Origin of the sequence: Mesorhizobium escarrei, from assembly GCF_935825525.1 — a bacterium.
Classification (GTDB): Bacteria; Pseudomonadota; Alphaproteobacteria; order Rhizobiales; family Rhizobiaceae; genus Mesorhizobium; species Mesorhizobium escarrei.
Window position 1 is genome coordinate 232,083 of the sequence record NZ_CAKXZT010000168.1, and the last position, 21,231, is coordinate 253,313.

24 protein-coding genes and 1 tRNA gene are annotated in these 21,231 nt (G+C 62.8%); 14 read left to right on the forward strand and 11 right to left on the reverse strand.

The window, feature by feature from the left end; translation table 11 throughout:
* Positions 1-83: 83 nt before the first annotated feature.
* From nthA to NMG80_RS32040, 4 genes are all read left to right on the forward strand, one after another.
* Positions 84-695, forward strand: a complete 612-nt coding sequence (nthA, locus tag NMG80_RS32025; protein ID WP_254021821.1) for a nitrile hydratase subunit alpha — start codon at positions 84-86, stop codon at positions 693-695.
* Positions 692-1,351 carry a nitrile hydratase subunit beta gene (nthB, locus tag NMG80_RS32030; RefSeq protein WP_254021822.1) on the forward strand — a complete coding sequence of 220 codons (660 nt, stop codon included), beginning with the start codon at positions 692-694 and terminating at the stop codon, positions 1,349-1,351. Before nthA ends, nthB begins: the two co-directional genes overlap by 4 nt.
* Entirely contained in the window at positions 1,338-1,724 is a 387-nt protein-coding gene (locus NMG80_RS32035; protein ID WP_301943411.1) for a nitrile hydratase accessory protein, read from the forward strand. The genes nthB and NMG80_RS32035 overlap by 14 nt, the downstream gene beginning before the upstream one ends.
* Positions 1,725-1,864: 140 nt before the next feature.
* Positions 1,865-2,992, forward strand: coding sequence for an ATP-dependent DNA helicase (locus tag NMG80_RS32040; protein WP_254021823.1), 1,128 nt, complete (start codon positions 1,865-1,867; stop codon positions 2,990-2,992).
* A 58-nt stretch (positions 2,993-3,050) separates the two neighbouring features.
* Here NMG80_RS32040 and NMG80_RS32045 read toward each other — a convergent pair whose 3' ends face one another.
* Positions 3,051-3,455, reverse strand: a complete 405-nt coding sequence (locus NMG80_RS32045) for a SpoIIAA family protein (RefSeq protein ID WP_254021824.1) — start codon at positions 3,453-3,455, stop codon at positions 3,051-3,053.
* Positions 3,456-3,567: 112 nt separating this feature from the next.
* Here NMG80_RS32045 and NMG80_RS32050 point away from each other — a divergent pair, with 112 nt between their 5' ends.
* Both NMG80_RS32050 and NMG80_RS32055 read left to right on the forward strand, forming a co-directional pair.
* Positions 3,568-4,308, forward strand: coding sequence for a pyridoxine 5'-phosphate synthase (locus NMG80_RS32050; protein ID WP_254021825.1), 741 nt, complete (start codon positions 3,568-3,570; stop codon positions 4,306-4,308).
* Positions 4,309-4,411: 103 nt separating this feature from the next.
* The gene (locus NMG80_RS32055; RefSeq protein WP_254021826.1) at positions 4,412-6,325 is read left to right on the forward strand and encodes a potassium transporter Kup; all 1,914 of its coding nucleotides are present in this window, start codon (positions 4,412-4,414) and stop codon (positions 6,323-6,325) included.
* Positions 6,326-6,580: 255 nt separating this feature from the next.
* Here NMG80_RS32055 and NMG80_RS32060 read toward each other — a convergent pair whose 3' ends face one another.
* Entirely contained in the window at positions 6,581-7,471 is an 891-nt protein-coding gene (locus NMG80_RS32060) for an SDR family oxidoreductase (RefSeq protein WP_254021827.1), read from the reverse strand.
* Between the two features lie 136 nt (positions 7,472-7,607).
* On the opposite strand from NMG80_RS32060, the gene NMG80_RS32065 reads away from it, so the two are divergent.
* Positions 7,608-8,018 (forward strand): winged helix-turn-helix transcriptional regulator, encoded by a 411-nt coding sequence (locus NMG80_RS32065; protein WP_254021828.1) that lies wholly within the window; start codon positions 7,608-7,610, stop codon positions 8,016-8,018.
* Positions 8,019-8,218: 200 nt separating this feature from the next.
* On the opposite strand, the gene NMG80_RS32070 is transcribed toward NMG80_RS32065, so the two are convergent.
* Positions 8,219-8,647, reverse strand: coding sequence for an anthrone oxygenase family protein (locus tag NMG80_RS32070; protein ID WP_254021829.1), 429 nt, complete (start codon positions 8,645-8,647; stop codon positions 8,219-8,221).
* Positions 8,648-8,828: 181 nt separating this feature from the next.
* Here NMG80_RS32070 and NMG80_RS32075 point away from each other — a divergent pair, with 181 nt between their 5' ends.
* Both NMG80_RS32075 and ilvC read left to right on the forward strand, forming a co-directional pair.
* The gene (locus tag NMG80_RS32075) at positions 8,829-9,527 is read left to right on the forward strand and encodes a TetR/AcrR family transcriptional regulator (RefSeq protein ID WP_436798736.1); all 699 of its coding nucleotides are present in this window, start codon (positions 8,829-8,831) and stop codon (positions 9,525-9,527) included.
* A gap of 88 nt (positions 9,528-9,615) precedes the next feature.
* Complete coding sequence (ilvC, locus tag NMG80_RS32080) at positions 9,616-10,635, forward strand: ketol-acid reductoisomerase (RefSeq protein ID WP_254021831.1); 1,020 nt, start codon at positions 9,616-9,618, stop codon at positions 10,633-10,635.
* Between the two features lie 109 nt (positions 10,636-10,744).
* On the opposite strand, the gene NMG80_RS32085 is transcribed toward ilvC, so the two are convergent.
* Together NMG80_RS32085 and NMG80_RS32090 are read right to left on the reverse strand one after the other, a co-directional pair.
* Positions 10,745-11,029 carry a PilZ domain-containing protein gene (locus tag NMG80_RS32085; protein ID WP_254021832.1) on the reverse strand — a complete coding sequence of 95 codons (285 nt, stop codon included), beginning with the start codon at positions 11,027-11,029 and terminating at the stop codon, positions 10,745-10,747.
* A 186-nt stretch (positions 11,030-11,215) separates the two neighbouring features.
* Entirely contained in the window at positions 11,216-11,821 is a 606-nt protein-coding gene (locus NMG80_RS32090) for a BA14K family protein (RefSeq protein WP_254021833.1), read from the reverse strand.
* A gap of 166 nt (positions 11,822-11,987) precedes the next feature.
* Between NMG80_RS32090 and NMG80_RS32095 the strand changes: the two genes are divergently transcribed.
* On the forward strand, positions 11,988-13,100 hold the full coding sequence (locus tag NMG80_RS32095) for an endonuclease/exonuclease/phosphatase family protein (protein ID WP_254021834.1): 1,113 nt from the start codon (positions 11,988-11,990) through the stop codon (positions 13,098-13,100).
* 150 nt (positions 13,101-13,250) lie between these two features.
* Positions 13,251-13,967, forward strand: coding sequence for a hypothetical protein (locus NMG80_RS32100; protein WP_254021835.1), 717 nt, complete (start codon positions 13,251-13,253; stop codon positions 13,965-13,967).
* A gap of 32 nt (positions 13,968-13,999) precedes the next feature.
* Here the strand turns inward: NMG80_RS32100 and NMG80_RS32105 are convergent, their stop codons facing one another.
* The 4 genes from NMG80_RS32105 to NMG80_RS32120 all read right to left on the reverse strand — a co-directional run bounded on the left by NMG80_RS32105 (position 14,000) and on the right by NMG80_RS32120 (position 17,581).
* Entirely contained in the window at positions 14,000-14,242 is a 243-nt protein-coding gene (locus NMG80_RS32105) for a hypothetical protein (protein ID WP_254021836.1), read from the reverse strand.
* A 117-nt stretch (positions 14,243-14,359) separates the two neighbouring features.
* Positions 14,360-15,577: an ABC transporter permease gene (locus NMG80_RS32110; protein ID WP_254021837.1), complete on the reverse strand. Its 1,218-nt coding sequence runs from the start codon at positions 15,575-15,577 to the stop codon at positions 14,360-14,362.
* Between the two features lie 2 nt (positions 15,578-15,579).
* Positions 15,580-16,284, reverse strand: a complete 705-nt coding sequence (locus tag NMG80_RS32115; protein ID WP_436798732.1) for an ABC transporter ATP-binding protein — start codon at positions 16,282-16,284, stop codon at positions 15,580-15,582.
* 4 nt (positions 16,285-16,288) lie between these two features.
* On the reverse strand, positions 16,289-17,581 hold the full coding sequence (locus NMG80_RS32120; protein ID WP_254021838.1) for an efflux RND transporter periplasmic adaptor subunit: 1,293 nt from the start codon (positions 17,579-17,581) through the stop codon (positions 16,289-16,291).
* Between the two features lie 127 nt (positions 17,582-17,708).
* On the opposite strand from NMG80_RS32120, the gene NMG80_RS32125 reads away from it, so the two are divergent.
* From NMG80_RS32125 to NMG80_RS32135, 3 genes are all read left to right on the forward strand, one after another.
* Positions 17,709-18,620 (forward strand): PhzF family phenazine biosynthesis protein, encoded by a 912-nt coding sequence (locus NMG80_RS32125; RefSeq protein ID WP_254021839.1) that lies wholly within the window; start codon positions 17,709-17,711, stop codon positions 18,618-18,620.
* A gap of 161 nt (positions 18,621-18,781) precedes the next feature.
* Positions 18,782-18,857 (forward strand) — tRNA-Lys (locus tag NMG80_RS32130).
* Positions 18,858-19,242: 385 nt separating this feature from the next.
* On the forward strand, positions 19,243-19,401 hold the full coding sequence (locus NMG80_RS32135) for a hypothetical protein (RefSeq protein ID WP_254021840.1): 159 nt from the start codon (positions 19,243-19,245) through the stop codon (positions 19,399-19,401).
* Positions 19,402-19,579: 178 nt separating this feature from the next.
* Here NMG80_RS32135 and NMG80_RS32140 read toward each other — a convergent pair whose 3' ends face one another.
* Together NMG80_RS32140 and cobT are read right to left on the reverse strand one after the other, a co-directional pair.
* Positions 19,580-20,116 (reverse strand): MgtC/SapB family protein, encoded by a 537-nt coding sequence (locus NMG80_RS32140; RefSeq protein WP_254021980.1) that lies wholly within the window; start codon positions 20,114-20,116, stop codon positions 19,580-19,582.
* Positions 20,117-20,199: 83 nt separating this feature from the next.
* Positions 20,200-21,210: a nicotinate-nucleotide--dimethylbenzimidazole phosphoribosyltransferase gene (gene cobT / locus NMG80_RS32145; RefSeq protein WP_254021841.1), complete on the reverse strand. Its 1,011-nt coding sequence runs from the start codon at positions 21,208-21,210 to the stop codon at positions 20,200-20,202.
* Positions 21,211-21,231 lie beyond the last annotated feature (21 nt).

Genomic DNA, 21,231 nt, shown 5'->3' on the forward strand with positions numbered 1-21,231 from the left:
AGGCGGCAGCCGAATAGAAGCCGACGGGCTGGCCCAAGCCGCGGCGCTTGCAGTGGAACGCTCGCAGCCGTAAATTTACGGCCATGTCCCACGACCATGATCACGACCACGATAACGAGCTTGATCCTTTTGCCGCCCGGGTGCGCGCGCTGGAGACGATCCTCACCCAGAAAGGGCTGATCGATCCGGCCGCGATCGACGTGATCGTCGACACCTATGAGACAAAAATCGGTCCGCGCAACGGCGCCAAGGTGGTGGCGAAGGCGTGGCTCGACCTTGACTTTGCCGCCTGGCTGAAACGCGACGCGACGGCGGCGATCGGCTCGCTCGGCTACACCGGCCGGCAGGGCGAGCACATGCAAGCCGTGTTCAACACGGCGGACACGCACAACCTCGTCGTCTGCACGCTGTGCTCCTGCTACCCGTGGTCGGTGCTCGGCCTGCCGCCGGTCTGGTACAAGGCGCCGCCCTATCGTTCGCGCGCGGTCATCGATCCGCGCGGCGTGCTCGAGGAATTCGGGCTGACCTTGCCGGCAACGACAAAGATCCGGGTGTGGGATTCTACCGCCGAGCTGCGTTACCTGGTCGTGCCGATGCGGCCGAAGGGCACCGACGGCTGGAGCGAGGAGAAGCTGGCGGATCTGGTGACGCGCGACGCGATGATCGGCACCGGACTGGCGCGGGGGCCGGCATGAACGGGCCGCAGGATCTCGGCGGGCAGATGGGGTTCGGGCCGGTTGCACCCGAAAAGGACGAACCCTGTTTCCATGCCGAATGGGAACGGCGGGCGCTTGGCGTGACCTTATGCGCCGGCGCCATGGGCGCCTGGACCATCGATGAGAGCCGGCATGCGCGGGAATCGCTGCATCCCGCCGATTATTATGGCTCCAGCTACTACGAGATCTGGATCAAGGCGCTCGAAGCCTTGCTGAAGCGGCACGGCTTCGTCAGCGACCGCGATCTGGCCGCGGGCAAGGCGGTCGACCCTGCCGCGATGCCAAAGCGAGTGCTGAAGGCCGAAAACGTGCCTGAGGTATTGGCCAAGGGCGGCCCATGCGACCGGGCGATCGCCACGCCGGCGCGGTTCAAGGCAGGCGATCTGGTGCGCACGAAGAATTTTCATCCGACCGGCCACACAAGGCTGCCACGCTACGCACGCGGCAAGCAAGGCGTCGTCGAGGCGGTGCGCGACGGTTTTGTCTTCCCCGACACCAATGCGCATGGGCAAGGCGAAAACCCGCAATGGGTCTATACCGTGGTTTTCGACGGCGCAGAGATCTGGGGCGAGGGCGCCGACCCGACGCTGACCGTGTCGATCGACGCCTGGGAGAGCTATCTTGAGCCGGCGTGAGGCGAAGTCAGTCACCGCCACGCTGCCGGCGGGCGTCGATGCGCCGGTATTCGCCGAGCCATGGCAGGCGGAAGCCTTTGCCATGACGGTTGCGCTGCACGACAAGGGCCTGTTCTCGTGGAGCGAATGGGCGGACGCCTTGTCCGCCGAGGTCAAGCAGCCTGGTGCCGCAAGCGATGGCCACGATTATTACGAGCACTGGCTGGCTGCGCTGGAAAATCTGCTGTCGGCCAAAGGCGTTGCCGGCAAGGGCGACATCGATGCGCTCGCTGCCGCCTGGGAACGCGCCGCGCATGCAACGCCGCACGGCAAGCCGATCCTGCTCGACAACGATCCCAGCCCGACCGAAGGTCGTGGCGGCCCGACCGGCTAGGTCGTGGCGGCTCGACTTCGTTCTCTTTACGTTCCGATCTCTGCCTGATAACTTATCATTGGCGGTGCGGCCCGTTGCCGACGAACTTGGTTAGTGCCGTCGGCCTTGTCTTTCCCTCGCGAATCCGGTCTCTCGCGCTGATGGAATTCTCTCCTCAACAGGACGATGCGCTGAAGGCGGTCGCCACCTGGCTCAAGACCGGAAAGCCGCAGCTGTTCCGGCTGTTCGGCTATGCCGGCACCGGCAAGACGACCCTGGCGCGCTACTTCGCCGAGCATGTCGACGGCCAGGTGCAGTTCGCCGCCTTCACCGGCAAGGCGGCGCAGGTGCTGCGTTCCAAGGGCGCGGTCAATGCCCGCACCATCCATTCGCTGATCTATCGGCCGAAGGGCGAGGAGACGGTTTCGGACGAGGTGACCGGCAAGACTTCGATGTCGCCGACCTTTTCGCTCAACCGGCAAAGCCCGATCTCGCGGGCCAAGCTCGTCGTCATCGACGAATGTTCGATGGTCGACGAACAGCTCGGCCGCGACCTGATGAGTTTCGGTACGCCAATCCTGGTTCTCGGCGATCCCGGCCAGTTGCCGCCGATCTCGGGCGGCGGCTTCTTCACCGAGCATGAACCGGATATTCTGCTCACCGAGATCCACCGGCAGGCGCGCGACAACCCGATCATCCGGCTGGCGCTCGACGTGCGCGAGGGCCGCGAGTTCATGCGCGGCGACTATGGCGCGGCGCAGGTGATCGGCAAGGAAGACGTCACCCAGGAGCTGGTGCTGAAGGCGGACCAGGTGCTGGTCGGCACCAACAGGACGCGGCGTCGCTATAATCAGCGGCTGCGCGAGCTGAAGGGGTTCAATGCCGACTTTCCACAGGCCGGCGACAAGCTCGTCTGCCTGCGCAACGATCCGGCCAAAGGGCTGCTCAACGGTTCGCTGTGGAAGGTGATGACCTCGTCGCGCGAGACGGTGAAACCCGGCATCAATCTGCTGGTCTCACCAGAGGAGGACGATCCGGACCGCGGCGTCGCCAAGATCAAGCTGCTCAAGGCGGCGTTCGAGGATCCGGACGCCGACATTCCCTGGCAGCAGAAAAAGCGCTTCGACGATTTCGACTATGGCTATGCGCTGACGGTGCACAAGGCGCAAGGCTCGCAGTGGAATGAGATCGTGCTTTTCGACGAAAGCTGGGCGTTCAAGGAAACTCGCCAGCGCTGGCTCTACACGGCGATCACGCGCGCGGCCGAACGGCTGACGATCGTCAGATAGGCGGATCGAGCAACCCCCATGGACTCGGAATCTGGGACTGGTACGGGGTCGTACTGCGTCAGCGTGGGGCTAGCGGTCTGGCGCCGAGCCATTCCCAGGCGGATGCTTCGTCCTCTGCCTCGAAATGCCTGATCTCGACGGGCGAGGAAGCAGGCAGCAAGCTCTGTGCGCTGGGCACCCAGTTCGGCTCGCCGAGCGCAGCGCAGCGGCCGACATGCTCCACGGCATGGGCCGTGCCCTGTTCAAGCGTTTCGTCCGACACATCGGCCCAATCGACGCCTTCATGGTCAATCAGGCGCACCAGCACGTCGATTTTTGGGTGCAGCGCGTAGGCCGCCTCCAGCAATCCGAACAGGTTTTCGGCGTCGGCAGCCGTGACATGGCCGACGACGTCGATGGCGAACAGGTCGTCGCGGTCGGTGTCGATGCGGCGAACCGCCGGCACGGCTTCAAGATAATTCACGGGTCTTCCTCTCGCTGGATATTATACGTCCCTGTGGAACACCGGAAACCCCCTGTCTGTTCCCGCCAAAGGCGGTATAGATGGCCGCAAATACATCCGGACCCGAGAACCAATGCCTGCAAAGCTCTCCGTCAATCTCAATGCCATCGCCATGCTGCGCAACCGGCGCGACCTGCCGTGGCCAAGCGTCACCGGGCTCGGACGCATCGCACTTGCCGCGGGCGCGCATGGGCTGACCGTGCATCCGCGGCCCGACGAGCGGCATACCAGGCATTCCGACCTGCCGGAGATCAGGGCGCTGATCGACGACGAATTCCCCAAGGCAGAATTCAACATCGAGGGCTATCCGAGCGAGGATTTCCTGGCGCTCGTGGAAAAGCACCAGCCTGAGCAGGTGACGCTGGTGCCCGACGACCCTGCCCAGGCCACCTCCGACCATGGCTGGAACTTTGCCGCCGAGGCGGCGTTCCTGACACCGATCGTCAAACGCCTGAAAAAGAGGGGCTTTCGCGTGTCGTTGTTTTCCGACCCGGATCCGGCAGGCATGAACGCCGCGCGCGACACCGGCGCCGACCGGATTGAGCTCTACACCGGTCCATATGGCAGCTGTCATTCCGATTCGGCAAAAGCGGCGAATCAGCTGGAAAGATTGGGAAAAACCGCGGACGCCGCGCTTGCCGCCGGGCTTCAGGTCAATGCCGGCCACGATCTGGTGGTGAACAACCTGCCGGCATTGGCAAAGCGCATCCCGGGATTGGCCGAAGTGTCGATCGGACATGGGTTGACAGCCGATGCGTTGGAGTATGGCATGGCCGGCACGGTCAAAAGATTCCTGAAGGCCTGTGGGTGGTAGAGATGGAAGCCTCGCTTTGCGGACATGGCAGCCATCACGTTGGGGCACTTGATATTGCATCGCAGCAAGCGTAGAGCACCGCGCGCTTATCGGAGTGTCGTCCATGGCCCTTACCAACAGTGGTAGTGAGGCAGAACCAGTCGAACAATCAAGCCATCCTGAGGTCGAAAAGCACAGCACCAAGGTTTTGATGCTGGGCGCTCTCGGCGTGGTCTATGGCGATATCGGCACCAGCCCTATCTATGCGCTTCGCGAGGCACTGCATGCTTCGTCCGGCACCGATCCGCGCAGTGCCGTGCTCGGCATTCTGTCGCTGATCGTCTGGGCACTGACGATTATCGTGACCATAAAGTATGTCGCTTTCGTGCTTCGGGCGGATAACAAGGGTGAAGGCGGTACCCTGTCGCTTATGGCGCTGGCCCGGAAAGCCTATCCGGCTGGTTCCGGCATCATTCTTGCCATCGGTCTCTGCGGAGCCGCGCTGTTTTTTGGCGACGCGATCATAACGCCGGCCATTTCGGTGCTTTCAGCGGTGGAAGGGCTGAGCGTCGTGACCCCGGCATTCGATCCATATGTGGTTCCCATCACCTTGGTGATCCTTGCCGTCTTGTTTGCCGTGCAGCGCTTCGGGACCGGCAGAGTGGCCTCGGTTTTCGGACCGGTGACGGCGCTCTGGTTTCTGGCGATCGGCATTGCCGGATTGGTGCACATTCTTGACGATGTCTCGGTGCTCCTGGCAATCAACCCCTACTATGCAGTCGTCTACCTTGCCGAGGCCAAAGCGGGCGCGTTTCTCACCGTCGGCGCGGTTTTTCTGGCGGTTACCGGTGCTGAAGCGCTTTACGTCGATCTCGGACACTTCGGTCGCCGTCCAATTGTGCTGGCCTGGTTCTGGATCGTCTTCCCCTGCCTGCTGCTTAGCTATTTTGGGCAAGGTGCATTCGTTCTTGCTCACGGGGGAGTGCCCGACAATCCGTTTTTCCAGATGCTGCCGGATTGGGCGCTGATACCGATGGTCGGGCTCGCAACGGCGGCGACTGTCATCGCCAGTCAAGCCGTTATCTCCGGGGCGTTTTCGCTGACCCGGCAAGCGGTGCAGCTCAACCTTCTGCCGAGGATCGAAGTTCAGCATACTTCCGAGATGCAGCTTGGCCAGATTTACATGCCGCGCGTGAATCTCATTCTCGCGCTCGGCGTGATGCTGCTGGTCGTCGGCTTTGGCAGTTCGAGCTCGCTGGCTTCCGCCTATGGAATTTCGGTGACAGGCGAGATGCTGATGACGACGATTTTGCTGTTCGTGGTGATGCGGTGGCAATGGAAATGGCAGGCCGCGCTCGCTGCGGCGCTGGCGCTGCTCTTTGGCACGATAGACACCGGCTTCTTCCTGGCAAATATCGTGAAATTCGTTGAAGGCGGATGGGTTTCGATCGCTGTCGCCTGCATCATGGGGCTGGTCATGGGGACCTGGATACGCGGCAGCCGCTATCTGTTCGACAAGACGCGCAGGAACGAGATTCCGCTCGATTTCCTTGCCGCCAATCTGTTGAAGAAGAAGCCGCAGCTGGTGTCCGGCACGGCGGTGTTCCTGACCAGCGATCCGGTCAGCGCGCCGACTGCGCTTATGCACAGTCTGAAGCACTACAAGGTGCTGCACGAACAGAACGTCATCCTCTCGGTGGTGACGGCGCAGCAGCCCATGGTGCCCGATAGCGAGCGGGTCAAGATGGAGACGATCAACGAGCTGTTCATGCGGGTGACGCTGACCTTCGGCTATATGGAGCAGCCCAACATCCCGCGCGCGCTGGCGATCTGCCGCAAGCAGGGCTGGAAGTTCGACATCATGACGACCTCCTTCTTCCTGTCGCGGCGCTCGCTCAAGGCGTCACCCAACTCCGGCATGCCGGTGTGGCAGGACAAGCTGTTCATCGGCTTGGCGCGCACGGCAGCCGATGCGACGGAGTATTTCCAGATTCCGACCGGACGTGTTGTTGAGATCGGAACGCAGGTCGCTATCTAAAGCCGGCGCAAATAGTGACCCGCTCCGTTGCGATCCTTCGCGCCCCCCTCTGTCCTACCGGACATCTCCCCCACAAGGGGGGAGATTGGCCGTTACCGAGGCTTTCGCCAATCTTCAGCGTCGCAGGAAGGCTGTAGGCCGAAGCTGCCGATCTCCCGCCAAGTGGGGGAGATGTCCGGCAGGACAGAGGGGGCGCTGTCCTGGGCGCTGTCCCGCCGGCTTCGGAAGTCCGGCACTCTCATCTTTATTTCTGGCTCAGCCGGCTAGCGCTGCCTTGTTCGCTTCGAGAAACTGCTTCAGCGATTGCGGCTTCCTGCCTGAAAGCGTCTCGATCGCGTCGGTCACCATGCCGATGCGGCCGGAGCGCGTGTTGGTGTCGAAGGAAGTGACGATTGGGGCAAAACCTTCGGGAACGCCGGCAGCCTTCAGGCCCTCGGTCAACGCCTCGTCCGAAAGCTGGACGACCTCGATGGGCTTGCCGGTGACGTCGGTCACCAGTGACGCGATCTCGGCGACCGTATGGGCCTGCGGTCCCGTCAGCGTGTATGTCGTGCTTTCGGTGGCGCCTGAGGTAAGGCCGGCAGCGATCGCCGCGGCCATGTCGTCGCGAGCACCATGGGCGATGCGGCCGTCGGCTGCGGCTGTATACCAGCGTCCCGAGGCAATTGCGTGCGGCAGCGACAAGAACAGGTCCTCCTGATACCAGCCGTTGCGGAAAATCGTGTAGGGGATGCCGCTCGCCTTGATCGCCTGCTCGGTCCCGTAGTGATCGCCCGCAAACAGCACCGGCGATCCCGGCTCAGGATTGGGCATAGAGGTGTAGAGCAGATGTGAAACGCCGGCCGTCTTGGCGGCTGCGACAGCGGTCTGGTGCTGCTTCAAGCGTTTGCCCTGAAGTGCGAGCTCGTCGGTTGAGATGATCAGGACCCTGTCGGCGCCCTTGAATGCTTCGACGAGCGACGCGATGTCATCGAAATCGGCTTGCCTGATGATGACGCCGCGCGCCGCCAGCTCGGCGAGGTTTTCCGGATTGCGAGTGGTGGCGATGATGCGTGCGGGCGGAACCTTGAGCGTGTCCAGCAGATGATGGATGACGCCGCGGCCGAGCTGGCCGGAGGCGCCGGTGACGAGAAGGGTATCGGTCATGGGAAGTCCTGTCGTTGCGCCGGAGCGGCGGGTGCTCATATAAGTCTCAAAAAGAGACCAGCACTAAAATAGGAATTGACTGACCCTCGTAAAGAAGGCAGTTTTGCGGGAGGTAGACAGGCGCAGGGAACCAGCGATGGACAGCAAGGTCGTCAGTCTGAGATCGAAGCTCGAGATTTACAAAGCGGGCAGCGGCGGGGGCAACATAGCGGACTGTCCGGTGCGCGATGTGATCCAGGGCATCAGCAACAAATGGAGTTCGCTGCTGATGATGGCGTTGGCCGAAAAGCCGTACCGGTTCGGCGAATTGCGGCGGCTGGTGCCCGACATTTCACAGCGCATGCTCACCCAGACGCTGCACGATTTGCAGCGCGACGGTTATGTCCATCGCAAGGTGTTCCCGACCAAGCCGCCGAGCGTCGAATACAGTCTGACCGATCTCGGACGCTCGATGTTCAGGCCCCTGCATCAGCTGCTCCAATGGGCCGAGCTCAATCATGGCGCGGTGCGCGCCGCGCGCACCGCTTTTGACGCTGCCGACGCGTAACCAACTCCCAGAAGGATGGATGGTGGCTGGGATCGATCCGTTCAGGCGGATAGGTATCAAAGAAGCGCGGTGGCCGCCTCGCTGCGGCGGATGAGTTTCGAAAGGTGCGAACTCTTCGCTCCTCGTCGGCTCTGCTGGGGCGGCTGCGTCATCCGCCGGAGTGATGTTGTCCCGCTGGCGCTGAAGGTCGATTGCAGCCGTCAGGCACTGCCCCAAAGAAATGCCAGTGCCGCCAGCACGCCAAGCATGACGCGAACCAGATGCAGATTGCCCCATTTGACGATCAACGGCCGGGCCTGCGGATTGGTGGCGGCCGCGTCCATCGCCTCCAGCAACCGGTTTGTCGGCATCATTGCGATCAGCGTCCATGGCCATGGCAGGATGATCAGCACCGCCCCGATGAGATAGGCGAGACTGCCGGTCTGCCACCAGGCAACGACACCAAGAACACAGGCGACGACGGCAATCGACGCCTGCATGGCGGCGCCGCGCTTGTAGGAAGGCTGCCATTCCTGCAGCAGTGCACGGTCGTCGAGGCGAAGCCGCGCCGGCTGCTCGGCAACGCTGATATAGGTGGCGGCGCCCGCGAAAGCGGCGGCAACAGTCAATGCAAGCAGGCCGACGAGCATTTTTCTCTCCGCGACATGCCGTTCGAGCGGTGGCCGTTCCGGTGGCGGCCATTCCGGCTTAGGAGCGTCAAAAAGCGGAGATAGGGCTTGCACCGGATCCGACAACACGTCATAGACATGCCGAACCGTAACGTACGGTACTGCCCTGGCCGCCGCCGTTATCGAGCAGGAAAAGAGTGTGTTGCAGGCAAGCGTCGACATTGACACCAGCGAAGCGCTGACGGAGCGGCAGAAAGCCGTGCTCGACGCGGCACTTCGCTTGCTGGTCGAGGAGGGCGATCAGTTGACCATGACCGCCGTGGCGCGGCGGGCAAGCTGTTCCAAGGAAACGCTCTACAAATGGTTCGGCGATCGCGACGGGCTGTTGACGGCAATTGTTCAATGGCAGGCCTCCAAGGTGCGGGTGGTGCCGGTCGACGGCAAGGGGCTTACCCTTGCTTCGCTGACGGTGAGCCTCGCACGTTTCGCTTCGGACTGGCTCAAGGTGATTTCGAGCGACACATCGATCGCGCTGAACCGCGTCGCCATTGGCCGGGCTGGCTCGGGGAATGATGATCTCGGCGCCATCGTGCTGGAGAACGGGCGTTTCGCGCTGGCCCGGCGCCTGAAGCCGGTGCTGGAGGCCGGTCGGCAGGCCGGGCTTCTCGAGTTCTCGGATGCCGAAGTGGCGTTCCGCACCTTTTTTGGGCTGGTCGCCCGCGACGTGCAGATCCGCCTGTTGCTCGGCGACCAGCTAAAATTGACTGATGCGGCGATTGGCGGCGATGCCGTCCGGGCGACGCAGCAGTTTCTCGCTCTTTACGGAGCAAAAACCGGGCCACAAGGCCCCCTAGAGCCGGATGATTTCAGGTCAAGTCGACCTGAAATCATCCGGCTCTAAATCAAAGAGATAGAGCATGATGTCGTCCGAAAACCGCTTCACACTTTTCGGCATCATGCTCTGAATTCGAAAACGGGAAGGAAGAAAAATGCGTGTCTACTACGATCGCGACGCCGATCTCAACCTGATCAAGGGCAAGAAGGTCGCCATCATCGGCTATGGCAGCCAGGGCCGGGCGCATGCGCTCAATCTCAAGGATTCCGGCGTCAAGGAAATCGCCATCGGCCTCAAGGCCGGCTCGGCCACCGCCCAGAAGGTCGAGGCCGATGGGCTCAAGGTGATGAGCGTGGCGGACGCCGCCAAATGGGCCGACCTGATGATGATGGCGACGCCGGACGAGCTGCAGGCCGACATCTACAAGTCCGAAATCGCGCCGAACATCCGCGATGGCGCGGCGATCGCCTTTGCCCACGGCCTCAACGTGCATTTCGGCCTGATCGAACCTAAAGCCTCGGTCGACGTCGTCATGATCGCGCCGAAGGGACCCGGCCACACGGTGCGCGGCGAATACCAGAAGGGCGGCGGCGTGCCGTGCCTGGTCGCGGTAAATCAGGACGCTTCGGGCAATGCACTTGATCTCGCTCTGTCCTACGCCTGCGGCGTTGGCGGCGGCCGTTCGGGTATCATCGAAACCAATTTCCGCGAGGAATGCGAGACCGACCTGTTCGGCGAGCAGGTGGTGCTGTGCGGCGGTCTGGTCGAGCTGATCCGCGCTGGCTTCGAGACGCTGGTGGAAGCCGGCTACGCGCCGGAAATGGCCTATTTCGAATGTCTGCACGAGGTCAAGCTGATCGTCGACCTGATCTATGAAGGCGGCATCGCCAACATGAACTACTCGATCTCGAACACTGCCGAATGGGGCGAATATGTTTCGGGCCCACGCATCATCACCGCCGAGACCAAGGCCGAGATGAAGCGCGTGCTGAAGGACATCCAGACCGGCAAATTCACCTCGGAATGGATGCAGGAGTATCGCGCCGGCATGTCGCGCTTCAAGGGCATCCGCCGCAACAATGACAGCCATCAGATCGAGGAAGTCGGCGCCAAGCTGCGCGCGATGATGCCGTGGATTTCGAAGAACAAGCTGGTCGACAAGGCCAAGAACTGATCGAAATCCGCACTTTTATCATTGCACAGAAAAGCCGGCGGCGCGCTCCGCCGGCTTTTTTTACATGAAGGCCGGGTGGTTAGCTGGCTGGAGAACGCCGTGCAGGGATTTAGCCGTAGTGCCAGTGAGGCTTTGGCTCGGTGCCGGTGAACATCACGCCGATGCGGTCCTCGCGGCGCCAGCGGACCACTGCTTTGTAGGCGATGCCGTCGGTCGGCACATAGAGCAGGAACTCGTCGGGCACGCGTGCGTCGATCGAGACCTTCAGTTCGGCGCCGCCGTCATGCATGTTGCGCACCGTGCACGTGACCTCGGACCTGGTCATGCCGGTCAGGATCGTCGCGCCCTTGAAGACGCGCTGCCTGCGTTTGTCCCTGGTTTCGTCTTCAGCCATCGCGCATGGTCCCTGGTGCGATCGGCAAGATATTTAGGCCTGCCTGATAAACATAGCGTTATCGTCGGCGGCGAAAACGATTTCGTGGTGCCCTGCCCGGGCGGAGAAGAGTTCAGGAGAAGGATAGTGTAGGTGAAAACGGCGCCGCGAGGCGCGGCGCCGTTTGGCGTTCATCAGTCGCACCACTCAGCTGTAAGGCGACCAGCACTGCCGGCGCGGACCGCCATAGGGCTGGAACGTGTTGTCCCAGGCGCGATAAGACCGGTAGCGGTCGTAGCACCAGCGGACATGGGCGCTGGAAAGCCGCCCTGCACGATAATAGCGGCGCGGCGCCGGCGCATTGTAGTAGTTGTAGTTGTTGTACATGCTGCCAAGACCGAGCCCCAGGCCCAGGCCCAGAATCGCGGCGCCCGCACCATCATTGTAGTAGCCACCGCCATTATAGTAGCCACCGCGGTAATAGCGGCGATGATGGCGCCAACGCCAGTCATCCCCGCCATTCCAGTGTCTGCGATTCCAGTTTCTACGGTTCCAGTTACCGCGGTCCCAATTGCCCGACCTTGCGAAACGACGCCCGTCATGACGACGCCATTGCCAGTTGCTGTTGAACTGCCGGTCGTTGCCGCCCGCCCAGCTGTCGCGGACAGGTGTGATCCTCGGGGCAGCGGTGCTGGTGGGAACCGACAGATCCGGCTGCATGATCGGGCCGGCGGTGGACGGTGCGGTGATGCCGGAAATGAGACCCAAGGCTATCAGCCCGGATTTGACCGTGGAAGAAAAGAGCGGTTTCATTGCACTCTCCAAGTGATTTCAGGCCCCACGCCCAGAATACCCCGAGGAAGAACCTTATTCATGGAACTTTCCATCTGAACGGAGGATGAACGGAAAGATTTCGTCAACCATGACGGGCAGGGCGGGCCCTTGTTTTCGGCCGCGCTTGTGGGCAAAGGTCACCACCATGTCGCTGCGCCTCGCCACCTTCAATGTCGAAAACCTGGTGAACAGGTTCGATTTTTCCGGATACCGCAACCAGCTCAACGAAGATCGCACGCTGGCGCTCTTCGACATCCAGAGCGAGGCCGAATACAAGGTGCTGGAGCAGGCGCGGGCGATCGCTCAATCCGACGATACGCGCCAGCTGACGGCATTGGCCATCGCGGCCACCCGCGCCGACATCATCTGCATGCAGGAGGTCGACAATATCGAGGCGCTGAAGGCTTTCGAATACGGTTATCTGTTCAAGATGGTCGGGCATGGCTACCGCCAGAAATACACCACCGCCGGCAACGATTCGCGCGGCATCGACGTCGCCGTGATGATGCGCAACGAGACCGCGCAGGGCCAGCCGATCGAATTCGTGCGCATGACAAGCCACGCCTATGTCACGTTCGAGCAATTCGGCCTGCACACGCCGGAGCTGGCAGCGTTGGGGCATCAGGCCAACCAGCGCATCTTCCGGCGCGACTGCCTGGAAATCGACCTGACTGTCGGCGGCGTGCCGCTGACGCTCTATCTGGTGCATTTCAAGTCGATGGGCTCGCCCCGCAACGGTCTTGACGGACGCCAGGCGACGATGCCGCTGCGCATCGCCGAGGCGCAAGCGGTGCGCCGGATCATCGAGGAGCGTTTCGGCGGGGATCACGCCGCCGACAAAAACTGGGCGATCTGCGGCGACATGAACGACTATCGGCAGCGCCTGAAGATCTCCGGCGATGCCTTTGACGGCTACCGCTTCGAGGTGATCGACGAGAGCCAGTCCTGCCTCAACGTGCTCACCGCCGGCGGCTTTTGCGAGAATGCGGTCGAGCGGCGCCCGGAGATGGACCGTTGGACCTTATACCATACGCGCGGGCCGCAAGAGCGGCATCTATGCCAGCTCGACTACATCCTGTTGTCGAAGGCACTGGCAGCCAGAAACGCGACCGCCGTTCCCGACATCATCCGCAACGGTCAGCCCTGGCGCACGATCTTTCCGGCAGGCCAGGATGTGGACCGGTTTCCGCGTTGCGGCTGGGACCGGCCGAAGGCGTCGGACCATTGTCCTGTGGCGATCACCCTGGACATGGCCTGAGGTGTGTTGATATTCAAGTGATGCCGGCCTGCAAACGGCGGCTTCCTGCGCTTCCGGTGCTCACGTACCCAAAAGTACGCTCCGCTCCGGTTCTTGGAACCACCATTTTCGGCTCGGCCTGACCTGAATCTCAACACACCTCAGAGTAAGATGAACTTCGACCTGCCGCGCAACATCATCCTGCCGGTCGACGCCGTCGACGTCAGGCTCGACCCCGGCCCGCATCCGTTCGAGCGCGATAATGCGCAAGCGATCGCCGAGAATTGGCGACGCGAAACCGCGGCCAACCCGGCGTTGTTCGACGGCACCGTGGTGCTGCTTTCGGCGCTCCGCTATCGCGACAGCAGCCTCGTCGGCCGCTGCCATGCGGTGCGCTACTCGACCTTCATGCTTTGGCGCGGCAATCGCCAGGTGGTTGGGGCCGAGCACGCCTATGCCCATGCCATGCTGGTCGCCGGCGACAATGCGCTGGTGGCGATCCGCATGGCGTCGCACACCGTCAATGCAGGGCGTGTCTATTTCGCCGCCGGCTCGTTCGAGCCAACCGATTTCCGCGATGGCCTTGTCGATGTCGACTTCAACATGATCCGCGAGGTGCGGGAAGAAACCGGCCTCGACCTTGCCGGCGCGACACGCGGCAGGCGCTACTATGCCCTGTCGACGGCAACCGGCACGGTAATCTTTCGCCGCTATCGCGAGACGGCATCCGCCGACGAGATCGCGCAGCGCATCAGTGCCTTTGTCGCCGCCGAGGCAGAGCCGGAAATCGATGGGCCTGTCGTCATCCGCAATGCCGATGACCTGCCGGACGGGCTGATGCCGCATATGAAGCCACTGATCGAATGGCATTTTGCCGGCAAGGGATAGTTTGCCGACTGGGGATATTTTGTCGACAGGGGTTAACGACGCATTTTCTTTTCGATGGTTTTGCGGTCGTTGCGGGCGGCGACGAAAAACAGCATGACGCCGATGCCCAGCAGCGCACCCATCGCCGTTCCCATCGTCTGACCGACAACCTGCTGGAAATCGGCGGTGACATGATCGGGATTGGCCATGCCATAGCTGGCCAGATACCACCAAAGCCCCGCCAACGCGGCCTCGATGATCACCGCCACCAAAATCGCTCGTTCTTTCTTGCTCATTCCACTGTTCCGCACGCCCCAAGGCAATTGCTATCACCGCGGATTGTACGGCGACAGAGGCCAGGATGCGGACAACGCGAGAATTATGGGTCAGAAGGCGACGCACGTTCCGCCGCGCTATTCATGCCTCAGCGCGTCGATCGGATCGAGCCGCGCGCCGCGCAGTGCCGGGAAGAAGCCGAACACCATGCCGATCAGCGCCGAGAAGCCGACGGCGAGCAGGATTACCGCCGGGCTTGGCGCGAACGGGATGGCCAGCGTCAGCGAGGCGAGGCCGGCAAGCGTCAGGCCGATCAGGATGCCGATGAGACCGCCGAGCAGCGACAGCACGGTCGCCTCGACCAGGAACTGGATGAGGATGTGCTTTTCATGCGCGCCGATAGCCAGCCTTATGCCGATCTCGCGGGTGCGCTCGGTGACCGACACCAGCATGATGTTCATGATGCCGATGCCGCCGACCAACAGGCTGACGCCGGCGACCGCACCCAGCATGCCGGTCATCGTCGTGGTGGCGCTCGCCATGGCGTCGGCGATCTGTGTCATGTCGCGTATCGAGAAGTCGTCTTCGCGGTCCGGCGGAATGCGGCGTGCATCGCGCAAAATGTCCTCGACGCGCGGCAGCAGCTCGGTGGTCGGCGTCCTGTCGTCGGCGGCGACGTAGATCGAGTCGATGTCGCGGTTGCCGGCGATGCGGCGCTGGTAGGCGGCGAGCGGCATCAGCACGACATTGTCCTGGTCCTGGCCGAAGCCGGTATAGCCCTTCGGCTCGAGCAGGCCGATGATCTTGCACGAGGTGCGGTTGACGCGAATGATCTCGCCTTCGGGGTCGCCGGCGCCGAAGAACTGCTGGCGCACGGTTTCGCCGATCAGGCAGACGCCGGTACCCGAGCGGTTTTCCGAATCGCTGAACGGGCGGCCCGAAACCAGCTTCCAGTCGCGCGCGTCGAGATAGGCGCTGTCGGTGCCGGTGACACCCGACGTCAGGCTTTCGGTGCTGAAGATGACGCGGACCTGCTTTTGCGAGGCTGGCGAGATGGCGCGGGCGCCGCTCAGGTGTGCGACGAGCGCGGCAAGTTCCTTGCTGCCGAGCGGACGGGTGGCCTGGTCGAGACCTCCCGGTCCGCCGGGCCCGGCCGGGCGGCCGGGACGGACAACGAGCAAATTGCTGCCGAGCTTGGAAATGTCGGCCTTTACCTTTTCGGTGGTGCCCGAGCCAATGGTGAGCATGGCGATGACGGCGGCAACGCCGATGACGATGCCGAGCAGCGTCAGAAACGAGCGCAGCACATTGCGGCGGACCGATAGCAGCGAGAGGCGGACGGTTTCCCAGATCATGGTTACACCACCTCGAGATTCACAGCGTCGGAGGCGACGTGGCCGTCGAGGAAGCGGATCGTGCGGCCGGCATAGAACGCGACATCGGCCTCGTGTGTGACCATGGCGATGGTCAGGCCAAGCTCAGTGTTCAGCCGCGTCAGGAGCTCCATGATCTCGTGCGTGCGTGCGGTGTCGAGATTGCCGGTCGGTTCGTCGGCGACGAGCAGCGTCGGCCTGGTGACGATGGCGCGTGCGATCGCCACGCGCTGCTGCTGGCCGCCCGAGAGCTCGGCCGGCGTGTGGTGCTCGCGGCCGACAAGGCCGACCTCGGCCAGCGCTTTCATGGCCAGGTCATGACGCTCGCGGGCGGCGACGCCGCGATAGATCAGCGGCAGTTCGACATTTTCCACCGCGGTGGTGCGCGGCAGGAGATTGTAGCCCTGAAAGACGAAGCCGACATAGAGGTTGCGCAGCATGGCGCGGCGGTTGCGGTCGAGGCGGCCAGCATCGATGCCCATGAAGCTGTAGGTGCCGGCCGTCGGTGTGTCGAGGCAGCCGATGATGTTCATCGCCGTCGACTTGCCCGAGCCGGACGGACCCATGATGGCGACGAATTCACCGCTGCGGATGGCAAGATCGACGCCGGCCAGCGCATGGACCGTGGCCTCGCCCTGGCCATAGCTTTTCCAGACCTTGTCGAAGGTGATGAGCCGCGAGCCTGACATGATTTCAGCTCCGCTGCTGCGCTGCGGTGATAATTTGCGCGCCTTCTGCGAGACCGGAGGTGATCTCGGTCAGTTCGCCATCGGTGGAGCCGACTTTGACGTTGACCGGCCGAGGCCGGCCATTCTCCAGCACGTAGAGCGTGCGCGAGCCGTCGGTGGGCTGCGCCGTCGCCTGGCGCTGGCGGTTGCCGCCTGGGCGGCCCATGCGGCCGGTGAACAGGTCGCTCAGGCTCCCGGCGCGGGCAGTAGATGCCGCCGGCCGGTAACGGAAAGCTGTCGACGGCACGGTGAGCACGCCCTTGGCCTCTCTGGTGACGACCGAAACGGTGGCAGTCATGCCAGGCCGCAACAGAAGCTCGTTGTTGTCGACCTCGAACCGCGCGTCGTAGGTGACGACGCCGTCGGTGGTGACCGAGGCATAGGAAATGTCGCGGATCTCGGCATCGAACGGTCGTTCGGGAAAGGCGTCGACGGTGAAGCGGGCATGCTGGCCGGGCTTGACCGCGCCGATGTCGGCCTCGTCGACCGCCGCCTTCAACTCCATGTTCCTGAGGTCGGCGGCGATGACGAACAGCACCGGCGCCTGCAGCGAGGACGCAACCGTCTGGCCGGGATCGACCGAGCGCGTCAGAACGATGCCGTCGATGGGCGCATAAATGGTGCTCTTGGCGAAGTCCGTCTGCTGCGCCTTGAGATCGGCATTGGCGATGGCCAGACTGGCTTTGGCGCTGTCGAGCGCTGCCTTGGAGCGGTCGCGCGTCGCTGTCGCCGCTTCAAGCGACTGGTCCGTCGCCATGCCGCGCTTGGTGAGTGCCGCCGCGCGCGCAAGCGCCCGTTCGTTTTCGGTGAGGGTTACGGTGGCGGTCTCGACATTGGCGGCCGCCGCCTTGGCGGAAGCCTCGGCGCGCTCGACCTGCACCTCCAGCTTGGCCGTATCGAGCGCCGCCAGCACATCGCCCTTCTTCACCTGCTGGTTCTCGTTGACCGCGACCGAGCGGACGACGCCGGACAGTTCGCTCGAAATGTCGACCTGGGTGAGCGGCTGCAGCGTGCCGGTCGCCGATACTTCGACCGTGAGATCGGCGACAGCGGCCGGCACAGTGGTATAGTCGACCTTGGCGGGAGACGCGGCATACCATTGGTAGCCGGTGAGGCTTGCCGCGACGACGACCAGCACAAGCAGGCCATAAAGCCAGCCGCGACGCCGTTTCTTCTTCAGACCCAGGTGGTCAAGCCCGAGTGCCGTCTCTATGTCGGAAGTGGATTCCGTCTTTGGCAGATTGACAATCTGGTCCACGCCGGACCCCTATAATACCAGTGATGTCCCAATCGGTGCCACTGATCAGGCCGAATGGTTCAAATATCAAATTAAATTTCGCCCATGTTTGGGCCCCTCGTGGGATTGAGGCAGAAGGCTTTCTACAATGTCGACCCGGAATTACTTACTTTACGACGTGTTCACCACCGAGCGGCTGGCCGGCAATCCGCTTGCCGTCGTGCTAGACAGCAAAGGGCTGGACACGGCGACGATGCAGGCCATCGCGCGCGAGTTCAACCTGTCGGAAAGCGTTTTCGTGCTGCCGCCTGACAATCCCAAGCACCGTGCCCGCATCCGCATCTTCACGCCCGATTATGAGATGCCGTTCGCCGGCCATCCGACGGTGGGCGCGGCGATTGCGCTTACCGAAATGGCTGGCGATGGCGACACCGCCGGCATCTTCGTCCTGGAGGAGAATATCGGCCCGGTGCGCTGCGCCGTCAGCAAGCACGATGGCGCCAGCTTTGCCGAGTTCGACCTGGCCAAACTGCCGGAGCCACTGGAACTGTCCGCCGACCCGGAGGCGATCGGGGCGGCACTTGGCCTGGGGCCGCACGAAATCGGCTTCGAAAACCACCGCGTCTCGTTCTGGTCGGCCGGCGTGCCCTACGTGACCATCCCGGTCGCCGATCTGGAGGCGGCGGCCCGGATAAGGCTGGATAACCAGGCGTGGTCGGAACTGGCGCCCCGCAAGAGCGATTGGGCCCTCGCCAGCCCGTATGTCTATTGCCGCGAGACGGTGAACCACGACAGCGCCTTTCATGTCCGCATGATCGTGCCGAGCAATCCTTCCTATGAAGATCCGGCGACCGGTTCGGCGGCCGCCGCCTTCGCCGGCGCGATTATGCACTACGATGGCCCGAGGGAGGGTGTTTCACAACTCTGGATCGAGCAAGGCCTGGAGATGGGCCGGCCTTCGCGCATACGCCTCGAACTGAATGTCGAAGGTGGCAAACTGGCCGCCGCCCGCATCGGCGGCCATGCCGTCAAGGTGGCGGAAGCCCGGATGTTCGTCTGACATACCATGCTTCGTCATCCTAGGGTCTCTGCTCCGCTTCGCGTTCGCTCGCCCTAGGATGACGAAACCCGGCGCGATTTGTCGGGAAATGAATCCGGCAGGGCTGGACATGGCGGATGGCGGCGGCTATATGCCCGCCGACGCTGGTTTTACCGGCGAGTGGGTGCGTAGCTCAGTTGGTAGAGCAGCTGACTCTTAATCAGCGGGTCACAGGTTCGATCCCTGTCGCACCCACCATTTAATCCGTTGATATTACTCGCTTTTTCGCTACTTGGAACGAGTGTTGCGAACATAGCGGTTTCCAATCCTGACGGTTGGTTTCCAATTCGCGTTCTGTTCCAGTTGCAGCGCGAGCGGTTTTACCTCGGCCCAGCGGGACTGCAAACGCGGCCATCGCGCCGACGAACCGTTCTTCCATCCCGGTCGGCTTCTCGGCAATGCCGAGGCGTCTATCGAGATCCGGACGACACCAGAGTTCCGGCGGGGATCGCGACCGGTAAGGGAAGGCGACTGTTCAAAATTTGTCCGAAAGCGTACAAGACTACATCGTCAGGCATGCAATGGGCGCTGATGCTTAGGAGGGACCACGGCACTCCTGCCCCAAAAGCGAGGCATTCGTGTGATGGCAGAAGAAGCAAAGCAGGCCGGCCTGACGGACGACCATGTACGCGCGCTTGCGCGAGAGTCAGGTGCTACTGAGCAGCAAATACGCGACATCGCATCGCTGATCGGGTTCGATCGTGCTTCGATCCTTAGAGAGGCGCGCCTGTTTGAGCCATGATCTAAGGCCGAAGCTTTAGGACTTGGTTCCCGCCTGATCTGGACACCGAGTCAGCCGTATCGATCTCGCGAATGGGCTGAATTGTGATCAAGCGCAGTGCTGCGTCACGCAAAGTTGGCCGCGCCACTTTGGGGGGGCCGCCACGCACGCCGTTCTTTCCTAGCACGCGGGGCGTTCCTCAGCCTTTCGGCGGCTTGGGCACGTCTTCTTCCGACATGGGCTTTTCTTGTCCGGTGTTCTCGCCAATACCGGACTTGGCGGCAAAACTGTAGAGAAGGCCTGCCACGACGAGCACCAAAAGCGTGCCGAGTGCCGCCACTTGCCACAGACCGAGCCCGCAGGCCACGCCAATTGCCCCAGACAGCCACATGCCTGCACCGGTCGTCAGCCCTTGAACCTCGCCTTTCGAAAACAAAATCGTTCCGGCAGCAAGGAACGCGACGCCAGCGGTAACCGCTTCGACAACACGAATCGGATCGACCCTCACGGAATCCTGCTGAAACATCGGCGCGTGAATGATTTCAATCGTCAGAATACCGAAGGTAGCCGCTGCCACGCAGACCAGGATATGGGTGCGAAGCCCGGCAGGCCGATTTCGCCATTCGCGTTCGAAACCGATCGCCGCACCGAAGATCGCCGCCAGTAGAAGCCTCGCCGCAATTACGGGAAACGGGACGTATGTCGGATGGCCAAATTCCTGGAAAAGCTGTTGCATGCGTAACCCGGGCTGACCGGCCACAACGTGCTCGGGCCGGCCAGGTTCCCCAGGGCAAGATTTGATTTCCAAGTTGAGGAAATTTACTTCTCCGAAACACCAGCCTCGGCAAAGCTTGCCATGCGGGCATGGCATTCGAGAGCCGAGCGAACGATGTTGACGGCGAGGCAGGCGCCTGAGCCTTCGCCGAGCCGCATGCCGAGATCGAGCAGCGGCGGCAGGCCGAGCGCCTCGAGCAGCCGGCGATGGCCGGATTCGGCCGATACATGAGCGGCAAGCGTGTGGGCGAGGCCGGCGGGGTGCAATCTTGCCAGCGGTGCGGCGGCGGCGGTGCAGACGAAGCCGTCGAGCAGCACCGGCACGCCTAAATGGCGCGCCGCCAGCGTCGCGCCAAGGATGGCGGCGAGTTCGCGCCCGCCAAGGGCGGCTGCGACCATCAGCGGGTCGGCAACGGCCTCGGCGTGGCGCTTGAGGCCGGCCTCGATGGCGGTGATCTTGCGCACCAGGCCGGCATCGTCGACGCCGGTGCCGCGCCCTGTCCATTTTTCCGCGCCGCCGCCGAAGAGGGCGGCCGAAATGGCCGCCGCCGGCGTGGTGTTGCCGATGCCCATTTCACCGAAACAGACGACGTCGAGGTCTTTCGTCACCGCGCCGTAGCCGGCCGAGACGGCGGCGAGGAAGACCTCGTTATCCATCGCCGGCATTTGCGTGAAATCGCCGGTCGGACGGTCGAGGTCGAGCGGAATGACGTCGAGTTCGGCGCCGGCGATGCGGGCAAGCTGGTTGATGGCGGCACCGCCGGTGGCGAAATTCGCCACCATCTGCACCGTGACCTCCGACGGGAAGGCCGACACGCCCTGTGCGGTGACGCCGTGGTTGCCGGCAAAGACCAAGACTTTTACGCGATCGAGCTGCGGCATGTCGCGGCCCTGCCAGCGGGCCAGCCACGCGGCTATTGCTTCCAATCGGCCAAGGCTGCCTTGTGGCTTTGTCAGCGTGTCCTGGCGGCGGGCGACAGCATCCGCCGCGGCGTCGCTGCCGGCATGCAGATCGAGGCAGGCCGCGCGCAATTCATCAAGCGATTTGAAGAGCATGGGGAAAAAATCTCCGAAACA